At 72.2% G+C, this 13,887-nt stretch carries 12 protein-coding genes; 8 read left to right on the top strand and 4 right to left on the bottom strand.

From position 1 onward, the window contains the following. Positions 1-82: 82 nt before the first annotated feature. Both DEJ43_RS14590 and DEJ43_RS14585 read left to right on the top strand, forming a co-directional pair. On the top strand, positions 83-871 hold the full coding sequence (locus DEJ43_RS14590) for an ABC transporter ATP-binding protein (RefSeq protein WP_015034132.1): 789 nt from the start codon (positions 83-85) through the stop codon (positions 869-871). Next, positions 868-3,441: an ABC transporter permease gene (locus DEJ43_RS14585; protein WP_015034131.1), complete on the top strand. Its 2,574-nt coding sequence runs from the start codon at positions 868-870 to the stop codon at positions 3,439-3,441. The genes DEJ43_RS14590 and DEJ43_RS14585 overlap by 4 nt, the downstream gene beginning before the upstream one ends. Before the next feature lie 77 nt (positions 3,442-3,518). On the opposite strand, the gene DEJ43_RS14580 is transcribed toward DEJ43_RS14585, so the two are convergent. Then, positions 3,519-3,893 (bottom strand): type II toxin-antitoxin system VapC family toxin, encoded by a 375-nt coding sequence (locus DEJ43_RS14580; RefSeq protein WP_015034130.1) that lies wholly within the window; start codon positions 3,891-3,893, stop codon positions 3,519-3,521. After that, entirely contained in the window at positions 3,890-4,156 is a 267-nt protein-coding gene (locus DEJ43_RS14575) for a type II toxin-antitoxin system Phd/YefM family antitoxin (protein WP_015034129.1), read from the bottom strand. The genes DEJ43_RS14580 and DEJ43_RS14575 overlap by 4 nt, the downstream gene beginning before the upstream one ends. Positions 4,157-4,391: 235 nt before the next feature. Between DEJ43_RS14575 and mfd the strand changes: the two genes are divergently transcribed. Beyond that, entirely contained in the window at positions 4,392-7,931 is a 3,540-nt protein-coding gene (gene mfd / locus DEJ43_RS14570) for a transcription-repair coupling factor (protein WP_041662484.1), read from the top strand. An 85-nt stretch (positions 7,932-8,016) separates the two neighbouring features. Here the strand turns inward: mfd and DEJ43_RS14565 are convergent, their stop codons facing one another. Further along, positions 8,017-9,333, bottom strand: a complete 1,317-nt coding sequence (locus DEJ43_RS14565) for an SGNH/GDSL hydrolase family protein (protein ID WP_051026073.1) — start codon at positions 9,331-9,333, stop codon at positions 8,017-8,019. A gap of 29 nt (positions 9,334-9,362) precedes the next feature. After that, the gene (locus DEJ43_RS14560; RefSeq protein WP_015034126.1) at positions 9,363-10,022 is read right to left on the bottom strand and encodes a TetR/AcrR family transcriptional regulator; all 660 of its coding nucleotides are present in this window, start codon (positions 10,020-10,022) and stop codon (positions 9,363-9,365) included. 123 nt (positions 10,023-10,145) lie between these two features. On the opposite strand from DEJ43_RS14560, the gene DEJ43_RS14555 reads away from it, so the two are divergent. From DEJ43_RS14555 to DEJ43_RS14535, 5 genes are all read left to right on the top strand, one after another. Further along, positions 10,146-10,997 carry an SCO6745 family protein gene (locus tag DEJ43_RS14555; RefSeq protein ID WP_041663939.1) on the top strand — a complete coding sequence of 284 codons (852 nt, stop codon included), beginning with the start codon at positions 10,146-10,148 and terminating at the stop codon, positions 10,995-10,997. A gap of 89 nt (positions 10,998-11,086) precedes the next feature. Continuing rightward, positions 11,087-11,770, top strand: coding sequence for an HNH endonuclease family protein (locus DEJ43_RS14550; protein ID WP_015034124.1), 684 nt, complete (start codon positions 11,087-11,089; stop codon positions 11,768-11,770). A gap of 60 nt (positions 11,771-11,830) precedes the next feature. Next, positions 11,831-12,580 carry a hypothetical protein gene (locus tag DEJ43_RS14545; protein WP_041662483.1) on the top strand — a complete coding sequence of 250 codons (750 nt, stop codon included), beginning with the start codon at positions 11,831-11,833 and terminating at the stop codon, positions 12,578-12,580. A 144-nt stretch (positions 12,581-12,724) separates the two neighbouring features. Continuing rightward, the gene (locus DEJ43_RS14540; RefSeq protein ID WP_015034122.1) at positions 12,725-13,063 is read left to right on the top strand and encodes a hypothetical protein; all 339 of its coding nucleotides are present in this window, start codon (positions 12,725-12,727) and stop codon (positions 13,061-13,063) included. After that, complete coding sequence (locus DEJ43_RS14535) at positions 13,060-13,683, top strand: type 1 periplasmic-binding domain-containing protein (RefSeq protein WP_015034121.1); 624 nt, start codon at positions 13,060-13,062, stop codon at positions 13,681-13,683. The genes DEJ43_RS14540 and DEJ43_RS14535 overlap by 4 nt, the downstream gene beginning before the upstream one ends. The last annotated feature ends 204 nt before the right edge of the window (positions 13,684-13,887 follow it).

Genomic DNA, 13,887 nt, shown 5'->3' with positions numbered 1-13,887 from the left:
GAGGAGGAGAACCGCCGTCGCGGCTTCTTAACTTGAACTTACAAACCCGGCTCGAACCATCCACTGCTCCGAGGAGAAAACCGTGACTACGGCTGTGACCATCCCCAGGCACGGGGGTACTGGAGGGCGTACGGCCGTCGCTGCTCGGGCGCGACAGGTCGTCAAGGCCTACGGCTCCGGGGAGGCCCGGGTCGTCGCTCTCGACTCCGTCGACGTCGACATCGCCCGAGGTCAGTTCACCGCGATCATGGGGCCCTCGGGCTCCGGCAAGTCGACCCTGATGCACTGCCTCGCCGGCCTCGACACCGTCACCAGCGGCGAGATCTACCTCGACGAGACCGAGATCACCCGGCTCAAGGACAAGAAGCTCACGCAGCTGCGCCGGGACCGGATCGGCTTCATCTTCCAGGCGTTCAACCTGCTGCCGACCCTGAGCGCCCTGGAGAACATCACGCTGCCGATGGACATCGCCGGCCGCAAGGCGGACGCCGAGTGGCTGCGCCGGGTCGTCGACACCGTCGGTCTCTCCGAGCGCCTGCGGCACCGCCCGAACCAGCTCTCCGGCGGCCAGCAGCAGCGCGTCGCCGTGGCCCGCGCGCTCGCCGCCCGGCCCGAGATCATCTTCGGGGACGAGCCGACCGGAAACCTCGACTCCCGCGCCGGCGCCGAGGTCCTCGGCTTCCTGCGCACCTCGGTCGACGAGCTGGGACAGACGATCGTCATGGTCACCCACGACCCGGTCGCCGCCTCGTACGCGGACCGGGTCCTCTACCTCGCCGACGGGCGGATCGTGGACGAGATGGAGCGGCCCACCGCCGACGCCGTCCTCGACCGGATGAAGGACTTCGACGCGCGCGGGCGGACCTCATGAGCGTCCTGAAGACCTCGCTGCGCAACTTCTTCGCGCACAAGGGACGCATGGCGCTCTCCGCCATCGCCGTCCTGCTCTCCGTCGCGTTCGTCAGCGGCACCCTGGTGTTCACGGACACCATGAACACGACGTTCGACAAGCTCTTCGCGTCGACCGCCTCCGACGTCACCGTCAGCCCGAAGGGCGCGGCGACCGACGACGAGACGCCGCAGTCCGGCCGCCCCGAGGCCTTCCCCGCCTCGCTCGTGGAGCAGGTGCGGAAGACCGAGGGCGTCCAGGCCGCGCAGGGCGCGGTCGTGTCGACGAGCGTCACCGTCGTCGACGCGAGGAACAAGAACGTCGGGCCCACCAGCGGCGCCCCGACGATCGCCGTCAACTGGAGCCCGAACGAACTGCGTTCGGTGGAGATCGCCTCCGGCCACGAGCCGCGCGGCCCCACCGAGGTCGTCGTCGACGGCGCCACCGCCGAGAAGCACGGCCTGAAGCTCGGCGACGAGCTGCGCACGATCTCCGTCACCGGTGACTTCACCGCGAAGATCTCCGGCATCGTCGACTTCAAGGTCACCAACCCGGGCGCCACCGTCGTCTACTTCGAGACCGCCACCGCGCAGCGCGAACTCCTCGGCAAGGAAGGCCTGTTCACTCAGATCACGGCCGACGCCAAGCCCGGTGTCAGCGACGACGCGCTCAAGCGGAACATCGCCGCCTCGATCGGCGGCGGCTACAAGCTGCAGACCGCCGCCGAGGCCGCCGACGCGGGCCGCGAGGACGTGGCCGGCTTCCTCGACGTCATGAAGTACGCGATGCTCGGCTTCGCCGGAATCGCCTTCCTCGTCGGCATCTTCCTCATCGTCAACACCTTCTCCATGCTGGTCGCCCAGCGCACCCGCGAGATCGGTCTCATGCGGGCCATCGGTTCCAGCCGCAAGCAGGTGAACCGTTCCGTCCTCATCGAGGCGCTGCTCCTCGGCTTCTTCGGCTCCGTCGCCGGTGTCGGCGCGGGCGTCGGCCTCGCCGTCGGACTGATGAAGCTCATGTCCTCGATCGGCATGGAACTCTCCACCGGCGACCTCACCGTCAAGTGGACGACCCCGGCCGTCGGCCTGCTCCTCGGCATCGTCGTCACCGTCCTCGCCGCCTACATTCCGGCCCGCCGCGCCGGGAAGGTCTCCCCGATGGCCGCCCTCCGCGACGCTGGCACCCCCGCCGACGGCAAGGCCGGCCGGGTCCGCGGCGGCATCGGCCTCGCCCTCACGGCCGCCGGAGCGGCCGCGCTCGTGGCGGCGGCCCGCGCGGCGGAGGCCGGCCCCGGCTCCCTCTGGCTCGGTCTCGGCGTCGTCCTCTCGCTCCTCGGCTTCGTCGTCGTCGGCCCGCTCCTCGCGGGCGGTGTCGTCCGCGCCCTGGGCGTCGTCGTGCTGCGGATCTTCGGCCCGGTCGGCCGGATGGCCGAGCGGAACGCGCTGCGCAACCCGCGCCGCACCGGCGCCACCGGCGCGGCCCTGATGATCGGCCTCGCGCTGGTCGCCTGCCTTTCGGTGGTCGGCTCCTCGATGGTCGCCTCGGCCACCGACGAGCTGGACCGGTCCGTCGGCGCCGACTTCATCGTGCAGTCCGGTACGGGGCAGCCGATCGTGCCGCAGGCCGCGGCCGCCCTGGAGAAGGCCCCGGGCCTGGACCACGCGACCGAGTACAAGTGGGTCGACGCCACCGTCACCGACCCGCGCGGCAGGACCACGACGGCCGACCTGGCCGCCACCGAGCCGTCCTACGTGCAGGACCTGCGCCGGGAGACCACCGCGGGCACCCTCACCGACGCGTACGGCAAGGGCGCGATGTCGGTCGGCAGCGACTACGCCACCGAGCACGGGGTGAAGGTCGGCGACGTCCTGACCGTCGCCTTCAAGGGCGGCGAGAAGGCGAAGCTGAAGGTCGCGGCCATCACGGCGGACACCGGGCAGGTCGACAAGGGCGCGATGTACGTCAACATCACCACCCTCGCCGAGTACGTCCCCGCCGAGCGGATGCCGCAGAGCCTGCTGATCCTCGCCAGCGCGAAGGACGGCCAGGAGGCCCAGGCCTACCAGGCCCTCAAGGACGCGCTCGCGCCGTACCCGCAGTACAAGGTCAGCAACCAGGCCGACTACAAGGAAGAACTGCAGGACCAGGTCGGGCAGCTGCTCAACATCGTGTACGGGCTCCTCGCCCTGGCGATCGTCGTCGCGGTCCTGGGCGTGGTGAACACCCTGGCCCTGTCCGTCGTCGAGCGGACCCGCGAGATCGGCCTCATGCGCGCCATCGGCCTCTCCCGCCGCCAGCTGCGCCGCATGATCCGTCTGGAGTCGGTGGTCATCGCCCTCTTCGGTGCCCTGCTCGGTCTCGGTCTGGGCATGGGCTGGGGCACGGCCGCCCAGAAGCTGCTGGCCCTGGAGGGCCTCGGTGTCCTGGAGATCCCCTGGTCGACGATCCTGACGGTCTTCGTCGGCTCGGCCTTCGTGGGTCTCTTCGCGGCCCTGGTGCCGGCGTTCCGGGCGGGCCGGATGAACGTCCTGAACGCGATCGCGAGCGAGTAGCGCGGACGCGGGAAGGAACGGGGGAACGGGGGAGCGCGGCCCCGGCGGACCACGGTCCGCCGGGGCCGCACCGCTGCTCAGACGGTCAGGACCGGCACGTCGTACAGCGGGATGTGCTTGTCGCGGGTGACGAGGGTGAGCCCCTCGGTCTGCGCCTGGGCGACCAGTATCCGGTCGAAGGGGTCACGGTGGTGCGGGGGGAGCGCGCCGGCGCGGATGCCGTGCAGGCCGGTGATCGGGAGCGGCGTGAGCTGGCATGTGCGGGCCAGTTCGGGCAGCTCGGGCGGGCCGTCAAGCTTGCCCAGGGCCTGCTTGACGGACAGCTCCCAGGGCGTGACGGCGCTGATGTGGGCGGCTTCCTCGGTGTCGAGCAGGTCCTTGATCTCGTCCGAGAGCTGCGGGGAATCGAGCAGCCACCAGATGACGACGTGCGTGTCGACGAGCAGTTTCACTCGGCCGTGCCCTCCTCGCGGAGGCCGAAGGCCTCGGCGAAGCCGGAATCGTCGGAGATGTCGTCGAAGTCGTCGTGGAACACGACGGGCTCCTTGAGGGAGCCGCGGGAGGTGCGCCGGACCTTCCCCCTGAGCGGGATCACCTTCGCGACCGGCTCCCCGGACTTGCTGATGATCACCTCCTCGCCGGTGGCGACCGCCTCCAGGATCTTGGAGAAGTGGGTCTTCGCCTCGTGGACGTTGTACTGCCGGGCTGCTTCCATCGCGGCCTCTCACAGCTAGGTGGACTAAGTGGTGGACTTAGCTTAGTCCGATGAGCTGAGCGGAGGCCAGCCGCGTCACTCCCCCGAGGGACAAGGTTCCTTCGGGCGAGTGACAGTGGCACGTCGTAGGCTGGGGGACGACCGGGCCGTACGCGCCCGGGACCACCCCGGCCCGTGCGACGTGTCGGGCTGTTCGCGTTGCCCGCCCCCGTCACCCACCGGGATGGAAAGCTTCATGAGCCTGCACGGTCTGCTCGATGTCGTCGTCAAGGACGCCGCCCTCGCCGAGGCGGTGAAGGCGGCCGCCGACGGCAACCGCCCGCACGTGGACCTGGTCGGCCCCGCGGCCGCCCGGCCCTTCGCCGTCGCCGCGCTCGCCCGGGACTCGGGGCGGCCGGTCCTCGCGGTGACCGCGACCGGCCGGGAGGCCGAGGACCTCGCCGCCGCGCTGCGCTCGCTGCTCGACCCGGACACGGTCGTCGAGTACCCCTCGTGGGAGACCCTGCCGCACGAGCGGCTCTCCCCCCGCTCCGACACCGTCGGCCGCCGTCTCGCCGTACTGCGGCGGCTCGCCCACCCGCGCGACGACGACCCGGCGGCCGGCCCCGTCTCCGTCGTCGTCGCCCCCATCCGCTCGGTGCTCCAACCGCAGGTCAAGGGCCTCGGGGACCTGGAGCCGGTGGCCCTCAGGAGCGGCCAGACCGCCGATCTGAACGAGATCGTGGAGGGCCTGGCGGCCGCCGCGTACGCCCGGGTCGAGCTGGTCGAGAAGCGCGGCGAGTTCGCCGTGCGCGGCGGCATCCTGGACGTCTTCCCGCCGACCGAGGAGCACCCGCTCCGGATCGAGTTCTGGGGCGACGACGTCGAGGAGATCCGCTACTTCAAGGTCGCCGACCAGCGGTCGCTCGAGGTCGCCGAGCACGGCCTGTGGGCGCCGCCCTGCCGTGAGCTGCTGCTGACCGAGGACGTGCGGCAACGGGCCGCGGCGCTCGCCGAGCAGCACCCGGAGCTGGGCGAACTGCTCAACAAGATCGCGGAGGGGATCGCGGTCGAGGGCATGGAGTCCCTCGCGCCGGTCCTCGTCGACGACATGGAGCTGCTCCTCGACGTCCTGCCGAAGGGCTCCATGGCGGTGGTCTGCGACCCCGAGCGGGTGCGGACCCGGGCCTCGGACCTGGTGGCGACCTCGCAGGAGTTCCTCCAGGCGTCCTGGGCGGCCACGGCCGGCGGCGGCGAGGCCCCGATCGACGTGGGCGCGGCCTCCCTGTGGGGGATCGCGGACGTCCGGGACCGGGCGCGCGAGCTGGGCATGCCCTGGTGGTCGGTGTCGCCGTTCGCGGCGGACGCGACGGCGGACGGCGCCGACGGGGACACCCTGACGCTCGGCATGCACGCCCCCGAGTCGTACCGCGGCGACACCGCGCGGGCGCTCGCCGACACCAAGGGCTGGCTGGCCGACGGCTGGCGCACGGTGTACGTCACGGAGGCCCACGGCCCCGCCTCCCGTACGGTCGAGGTGCTCGGCGGCGAGGGCATCGCGGCCCGCCTCGACGCGGACCTGACGGAGATCTCCCCGTCGGTCGTGCACGTGGCCTGCGGCTCCATCGACTACGGCTTCGTCGACGCCGCCCTCAAGCTCGCCGTCCTCACCGAGACCGACCTGTCCGGCCAGAAGGCGGCCGGCAAGGACGGCCAGCGGATGCCGGCCAAGCGGCGCAAGACGATCGACCCGCTGACCCTGGAGGTCGGCGACTACATCGTGCACGAGCAGCACGGCGTCGGCCGGTACGTGGAGATGGTCCAGCGGACCGTGCAGGGCGCGACCCGCGAGTACCTCCTCGTGGAGTACGCCCCCGCCAAGCGCGGCCAGCCCGGCGACCGGCTGTACATCCCGACGGACCAGCTGGAGCAGGTCACCAAGTACGTGGGCGGCGAGGCGCCGACCCTGCACCGGCTCGGCGGCGCCGACTGGACGAAGACGAAGGCGCGCGCGAAGAAGGCCGTCAAGGAGATCGCGGCCGACCTCATCAAGCTGTACTCGGCGCGGATGGCGGCCCCCGGGCACGCCTTCGCCCCCGACACCCCGTGGCAGCGCGAGCTGGAGGACGCCTTCCCGTACGCGGAGACGCCCGACCAGCTGTCCACGATCGCCGAGGTCAAGGAGGACATGGAGAAGACCGTCCCCATGGACCGCCTGATCTGCGGCGACGTCGGCTACGGCAAGACGGAGATCGCGGTGCGGGCGGCCTTCAAGGCCGTCCAGGACGGCAAGCAGGTCGCGGTCCTCGTCCCGACGACGCTCCTCGTGCAGCAGCACTTCGGGACCTTCTCCGAGCGCTACTCGCAGTTCCCCGTGAAGGTGCGGGCGTTGTCCCGCTTCCAGACGGACACCGAGGCGAAGGCGACCCTGGAGGGCATGCGGGAGGGCTCGGTCGACGTCGTCATCGGCACCCACCGCCTCTTCGCCTCCGAGACCAAGTTCAAGGACCTGGGCCTGGTCATCGTCGACGAGGAGCAGCGCTTCGGCGTCGAGCACAAGGAGCAGCTGAAGAAGCTCCGGGCCAACGTCGACGTGCTGACCATGTCGGCGACCCCGATCCCGCGCACCCTGGAGATGGCGGTGACGGGCATCCGCGAGATGTCGACGATCACCACCCCGCCGGAGGAGCGGCACCCGGTCCTCACCTTCGTCGGCCCGTACGAGGAGAAGCAGATCGGCGCCGCCATCCGGCGTGAACTCCTGCGCGAGGGCCAGGTCTTCTACATCCACAACCGGGTGGACTCGATCGACCGGGCGGCGGCGCGGCTGAGGGAGATCGTCCCCGAGGCGCGGATCGCGACGGCCCACGGCCAGATGTCGGAATCGGCCCTCGAGCAGGTCGTCGTGGACTTCTGGGAGAAGAAGTTCGACGTCCTCGTCTCGACGACCATCGTCGAGTCGGGCATCGACATCTCCAACGCCAACACCCTGATCGTCGAGCGCGGCGACAACTTCGGTCTGTCGCAGCTCCACCAGCTGCGCGGCCGGGTCGGCCGTGGCCGGGAGCGCGGCTACGCGTACTTCCTGTACCCGCCGGAGAAGCCGCTGACCGAGACGGCGCACGAGCGGCTCGCGACCATCGCCCAGCACACCGAGATGGGCGCGGGCATGTACGTGGCCATGAAGGACCTGGAGATCCGCGGCGCGGGCAACCTCCTCGGCGGCGAGCAGTCCGGCCACATCGCGGGCGTCGGCTTCGACCTGTACGTCCGGATGGTCGGCGAGGCGGTCGCGGACTACCGGGCGCAGATGGACGGCGGGGCGGAGGAGGAGGCCCCGCTCGAGGTCAAGATCGAGCTTCCGGTCGACGCCCACATGCCGCACGACTACGCGCCGGGCGAGCGGCTCCGCCTCCAGGCCTACCGCTCGATCGCCTCGGCGAACTCGGAGGAGGACATCAGGGCCGTACGCGAGGAGCTCACCGACCGCTACGGCAAACTGCCCGAGCCCGTCGAGAACCTCCTCCTGGTGGCGGGCCTGCGCATGCTGGCGCGCGCGTGCGGCGTCGGCGAGATCGTCCTCCAGGGGCCCAACATCCGCTTCGCCCCGGTGGAGTTGCGCGAGTCGCAGGAGCTGCGCCTGAAGCGGCTCTACCCGCGCACGGTCATCAAGCCGGCCGTCCACCAGATCCTGGTGCCGCGTCCGACCTCGGGCAAGATCGGCGGGAAGCCGGTGGTCGGGCGTGAACTCCTCGCGTGGACGGGCGAGTTCCTGACGACGATCCTGGGGTCGTAGGGGTCGTAGGGGTCGTAGGGGTCGTAGGGACCCACGGGACCCGTCCGGGGTGCGCGGGGCGTTCTCCGCGCACCCCGGCCGGCGACTACAGCGCGTCGAGGTCCAGGGCCGCCGCCATCGCGCGGTAGCCCGCGTCGCTCGGGTGGAGGTGGTCGCCCGAGTCGTAGGCCGGGAGGATGCGGTCCGGGTCCGAGGGGTCCGCGACCGTGCGGTCGAAGTCGACGACCGCGTCGTACGCGCCGGAGGTGCGCACCCAGGCGTTGAAGGCGTCCCGCTTCGCCTCGTTGGCCGGGGTGTCGTAGAAGGAGCCCTTGACCGGCGTCAGTGTCGCGCCGACCACCTTCAGGCCCTTGGCGTGGGCCTGGCGGATGAGGGTCTTGTGGCCCTTGATCAGTGCGGCGACGGAGACGTCGGGGGTGGGCGCGGCGGGGAAGCTGACGGTGCTGCCGCCGATGTCGTTGATGCCCTCCAGGAGGATGACTGTCCGGACACCGCGCTCGTTGAGGACGTCCTCGCGGAAGCGGGTCAGGGCCTTCTCGCCGGCCCAGGTCGTGTCGTTGACGACCTGGTTGCCGGCGATGCCGTGGTTGAGGACCGCGCGGGGGCTGCCGGTGGCGGCGAGGCGCTCGGCGAGCTCGTCGGGGTAGCGGTTGTCGGCGTCCGTCGCGGAGCCCACGCCGTCGGTGATCGAGTCGCCGAAGGTGACGATGCCGTCGCGGCGGAAGGTGTCGCGGCCGCCGCTGACCTCGACGCCGGTCAGGTAGTACGTGGACGCGCTCGTCTCCGTGAACGCGGCGCCGGAGACGTCCGCGCGGTGGTCGCCGCCCGCCCGGTACGTGGTGGCCCCGGCGAACTGGTGGTAGGTGGCGGGGCCGGTCTCGTCCGCCAGGTAGAGGGTGACGGTGAGCGTCTCGAAGGCCTCGACCTGGAACGGGGCGCCGTCGCTGAGGAGGGTGCCGCCGACCGGGACCGTGGCCGACGTGCGGCCGTCGAAGCGCAGGGTGCGGGCCGAACCGGCCTGTATCGCGCCGCCCCCGGCCGTACGGGCGACGGTCGCGCCGGTGACGCGCAGCGGCGTCGTGCCGTAACGGTTGCTCAGCTCGATCCGGGCCCGGGTGCCGGAGGCGCTGACGCGGACGGTCTGCCGCACGGTGTGGTTGGCGAAGCCCTGCTGCGACCAGTTGGGTCCGAGGGGCGCGCTGGGCTCCTGCGGGGAGGTGGCCCAGGCGCCGCGCCACACGGCCCCCGCGGCCGTGTGGTGGGCGGTGGCGAGGGCGGTCGGGGCCAGGGCGAGGCTCGCGGTGGCGAGAGTGGCGGTGGCCAGCAGGGCGGTCGCGGTGCGGCGGAGGGGCTGTGTGCTGCGCGGAGTCTGTGTGCTTCGCAGGATCTGTGTGCTTCGCATGGTCGTCATCAAGCGCTGACCGACGCGGGCTATTCCCGCTTCTGCGGTTTCCCCGACGGGAGTTGGCCGGTGAACAGCAGGCCGGTGAGGGCGCGGAAGTACTCCTCGGGGTCCCGATCGCCCACCGCCCCCGTCACGTTCCGGGTGAGGAGCAGCGTCGCGAAGCCGTGGGCGAGGGACCAGGCCGCGATGCCCGCCGCGCGGGCGTCGGGGACGTCCGTCAGGGTGCCGACGCCCGCGCGGAGTTCGGCGGAGGAGCGTTCCTTGGCGGCGAGCAGGGCGGGGTCGTCGGCGCGCAGCAGCTCTGGCTGGAACATGACCTGGAAGTGGGCCGGATGTTCCACCGCGAACCGTACGTACCGCACTCCGCGTTCGCGGAGGTCGGGTGTGGCGGCGAGGGCCTCGGCGAGCAGCTCGTACCCCTCGGCGGCGACGGCGGTGAGGAGCCCGGTGCGGTCCTTGAAGTGATGGGCCGGTGCGGCGTGCGAGACGCCGGCGCGGCGCGCGAGGTCGCGCAGGCTCAGCGCGCCGGGGCCGTCGGCGGCGATGACGTCGAGGGCGGCCGCGAGGACGGCCTGCCGCAGGCCTCCGTGGTGGTAGCTGCTCCGGGGCGTGTCCTTGCCTGTCGCGTCCCCGCCCGTCGTGGCCTCGCTCGTCGAGTCCCCGCCCGCCGTGTCCTTGCTCGTCATGGCAGCAGCCTAGCCCTCATCTAGTCATTGACAAGTTGGCGGCCTCCCCGCAGTATCTAGGCACTGACTAGATGAGGGTCGACGACGAAGGAGCACGCCGTGGAAGCCGGACGCGTACGCCAGATGTGGCACCTGCTCGAACCCCTGCACGCCCTGCTCTACTACGCCCCCGAGGCCTTCGACGAGGCCGCCGCCCTCGGCTACGACACCACCGAGCGCTGGCCCTCCTACTTCGCCTGGCGCGCCGCGCCGCTGGGCCCCGCGGGCCCGGACCGGGTCGCCGACACCTTCTACAGCTTCAGCCCCGCGATGATCGCCCGGTACGTCCCCGCCGCCTGGGACACGGCCGCCCCGGCCGACGTCCTCGCCGCCCGGGTCCGGGCCGTCGACCGCACCTACCGGGCCGTCCTGGGCGAGGAGCTCCTCGCGAGCCCCGAACTCGCCGAGGCCGCCGAACTCGCCCGTACCGCCGCCGACGCGGCGACGGCGCCCGCCGACCCCGTGGCCCGCCCCCTCGCCGTCGCCAACGCCGCGCTGCCCCGGCCCGAGGCCCCGCACCTGGTCCTCTGGCAGTCCGCGACGGTCCTGCGCGAACACCGGGGCGACGGGCACCTCGACGCCGTCGTCGACGCCGGGCTCGACCCCGTCGAGTCGCTCGTCTCCTTCGCCGCGGTCGGCGCCGCGCCCGAGCCCCTCTTCGCGAGCCGGGGCTGGAGCGCCGACGAGTGGGCGGCCGCGCGCGACCGCCTCGCCGCCCGCGGCCTCGTGACCGCCGACGGGGCCGCCACCGAGGCGGGCCGCGCCCTGCGCGCCGAGGTCGAGCGGCGTACGGACGAGCTGGCCGCGGCCCCCTGGGCCGCCCTCGGCCCGGCCGGCGCCGCCCGCCTCGCCGAGCTGCTCGGCGGCCCCTGGCTGGCCGCGATCGGCTCCGGCCTGCTGCCCGCAGAGAACACCCTGGGCATCGGCAAGGTGTGAAACCGGGCGGGGCCCCTGGGGCCTTCGGCCCGTCCGATTCGGGACCAACGGTACGAAGGCGCCCGTACCGCCCGGCCTAGGATTCCAGGGTGTTCACCTACCGAAGGACCCTGGCCTCCTCGGCACTTGCCGTCGTCGTGCTCGTAACCTCCGCCTGCTCGCCCGGGGCTGACGCCCCGGAGTCCGGCGGCGGCGCCGGGAAGCCCGCCGCCCGCGGCACCGCCCTCGCCGCCGTGGACACCCTCGCCGTCAAGGGCCGCGCCCCGAAGACCGGGTACGAGCGGGAGAAGTTCGGCCGCGCCTGGGCGGACGTCGACGGCAACGGCTGCGGCACCCGGGACGACATACTCAAGCGCGACCTGACCGGTGTCCGGTTCACCGACGGCCACTGCAAGGTCGCCTCCGGCACGCTCACCGTCGACCCGTACACCGGGACCACCGTCCCCTACGCCCGGGGCCGCAGCAAGGTCGACATCGACCACGTCGTCGCGCTCTCCGACGCCTGGCAGAAGGGCGCGCAGAAGTGGGACGCGGAGACCCGGCGCCGTTTCGCCAACGACCCGCTCAACCTCCTCGCCGTCGACGCGTCGACCAACCGCCGCAAGTCCGACGGCGACGCGGCGACCTGGCTCCCGCCGAACAAGGCCTATCGCTGCACCTATGTGGCCCGGCAGGTCGCGGTCAAGAAGAAGTACGGGGTGTGGGTGACCGGCGGCGAGCGGGACGCGATGAAGCGGGTCCTGGGCGGTTGCCCGCAGCAGAAACTCCCGTGACGGGGGCGGCGGGGCGGAAAACCGCTTGGTGCGGCCGGAAATGATCTTTAGCCTGCCCGCATGGACCTGAACATATCGACCCTCGCCGAGCGCCCCGAACTGGAAGGGCCGATGTGGGGCATGCGCGACCTCTGGCCCGAGTTCATGATGTACGACCCGGTGGGCTGGGCGAACATCGGCCGGATCGTGCGCGAGCTGCCGGAGTACGTGCTCGTGGCCACCGACGCCGACGGCAAGGTCGTCGCCCGCGGCTTCAGCGTGCCCTTCCGTCTCGACGTGGACGGGCGCCGCGAACTGCCCGCACGCGGCTGGGACGAGGTGCTGCTCTGGGCCTTCTCCGACCTGAAGCACGGCCGTGCGGCCGACACTGTCAGCGCCATCGAGATCACGGTCGACACGGACTTCCTCGGCCGGGGGATCTCGCACCGGATGCTGGCCGCCATGCGGGACAACGCCGGGCGTCACGGCTTCTCCGAGCTGGTCGCCCCGGTCCGCCCCAACGGCAAGCACCTGGAGGCCGGCACCTCCATCCACGAGTACGCCTTCCGCACCCGCGAGGCCGACGGTCTGCCGCACGACCCGTGGCTCCGCGTCCACGTCCGCGCCGGCGGTGTCGTCGAGGCGGTGGCCCCGGCCTCGATGACGGTCTCGGGCTCCGTCGAGCAGTGGCGCGCGTGGACCGGCCTGCCCTTCGACGCGGACGGCCCGGTCGAGGTGCCGGGCGCGCTCGTGCCCGTCCACTGCGAGGTGTCGCGCGGCTACGCGGTCTACGTCGAGCCCAACGTCTGGGTCCGGCACTCCCTCGCCTGACGGGCCGACCGGGACCTCGTCTGACGGACCGACCGGGACCCCGGGGGTGATCACCGCGGCGGGGGATGTACCGTACGGCGTCCCCTGTCGTACACCCGTGCGCCCCGCTCCCGGCGCGCGCCTCCCCGAGAGGTCCCGCGAATCGTGAACCAGGCCGTCCGCTTGGAGAAGGGCGCGGTGCCCGCGCGCCCCAAGGTGTTGCCCGGCCGTCCGGTCCGGATCGGGCTCGCGCTCGTTCCGCTGCTGAGCCTCGGCGTCCTCGGGTTCGTCCCCTCGCTCACCCTCGCCCTGTGGCGCGGGACGCGGGCCGACCGGCTGGCCGCCGTGCTGTTCGCGGTGGTCTCGGTCGGCTGGTGCCTCCAGATCGCGCTGACCCCGGAGGAGACCCACGGGTTCTCCTACCTCCTCGACGTGGTCCTGCTCGCGGCCTCCACCCTGGGTGCAGCGGCGCACTGCCTCACCGTCAAGGAGTCCGGGCGGTGAAGACCCGTCGCGCCTGGCGCGCCACCGAACGGCAGGCGGCCAAGAAGGAGGCGGCGGAGTCCGGCGCGGCCCGGGTTCCCGAGATGCTGGCCACGGGAGCCGCGGCCCTGCGCGGCCGGACCGGCTGGGTCCTGGGGTCCGTCCTCGTCCTCGCCCTCGGCCTCGTCGGCGTCCGGCTGTTCGCCGGGTCGGACGACGCGGGCACCCCGCCGGACACCCGGGCCCGGGCCTACCAGGACTACGACGCCTGTCTGCTCACCGACGAGCGGGGCATCGTGACCGGAGCGCCGGCCGCGCCCGTCTGGGAGGGCATGCAGGCGGCGTCCCTGAACACCCGGATCCGGGTGACGTACGTGCCGGTGACGGGGGAGAAGTCGGCGGCGAATGCCCGCCCGTTCCTCAACGGCCTGGTCCAGCGGGACTGCGAGATCGTCGTCGCCTCGGGCGCGCCGCAGGTCGAGGCCGTCGAGGCCGCGGTGGAAAAGAACCCGAAGGTCCGGTTCGTGACGGTCGATGGGGCGGGCGGCGCCTCCCGCGACAACCTGGTCCGGGTGGCGTCCGGCGCGTCCCTGAAGGACGACGTCGCGGCGACGGTGAAGCGCCTGGCCCAGGAGGGCTGACGGGGCGGGAGACCCGTCCACGGCCGGTCCTGAGGTCGAGTTGTCCGGAAGGGTTCCATCCGCTTAGTAAAGCCAGGGTAAATTCCGGCCCCCTGGTGCGAACTGGTGATCTGTCATCGGGCAGGCTCGCGACGCTTCATAAGTATCGCGTTAGTAAAGGCTGGCCCATGCGTATACGCCGGGTCCGTAGCCCTCACCTGTTCC

The organism is Streptomyces venezuelae ATCC 10712 (assembly GCF_008639165.1).
Lineage (GTDB): Bacteria > Actinomycetota > Actinomycetes > Streptomycetales > Streptomycetaceae > Streptomyces > Streptomyces venezuelae.
The sequence above is the reverse complement of the archived record's forward strand: the minus strand, read 5'-3'. Positions and strand labels throughout refer to the sequence as shown.

What these genes read in the sequence shown, in the direction of transcription:
- DEJ43_RS14555 (WP_041663939.1), top strand. Translation starts at nt 10,146, where the DNA reads ATGTGGCACCTGCTCGAACCCCTGCACGCCCTGCTCTACTACGCCCCC.
- DEJ43_RS14565 (WP_051026073.1), bottom strand. Translation starts at nt 9,333, where the DNA reads ATGCGAAGCACACAGATCCTGCGAAGCACACAGACTCCGCGCAGCACA.
- DEJ43_RS14585 (WP_015034131.1), top strand. Translation starts at nt 868, where the DNA reads ATGAGCGTCCTGAAGACCTCGCTGCGCAACTTCTTCGCGCACAAGGGA.
- DEJ43_RS14545 (WP_041662483.1), top strand. Translation starts at nt 11,831, where the DNA reads ATGGACCTGAACATATCGACCCTCGCCGAGCGCCCCGAACTGGAAGGG.
- mfd (WP_041662484.1), top strand. Translation starts at nt 4,392, where the DNA reads ATGAGCCTGCACGGTCTGCTCGATGTCGTCGTCAAGGACGCCGCCCTC.
- DEJ43_RS14575 (WP_015034129.1), bottom strand. Translation starts at nt 4,156, where the DNA reads ATGGAAGCAGCCCGGCAGTACAACGTCCACGAGGCGAAGACCCACTTC.
- DEJ43_RS14560 (WP_015034126.1), bottom strand. Translation starts at nt 10,022, where the DNA reads ATGACGAGCAAGGACACGGCGGGCGGGGACTCGACGAGCGAGGCCACG.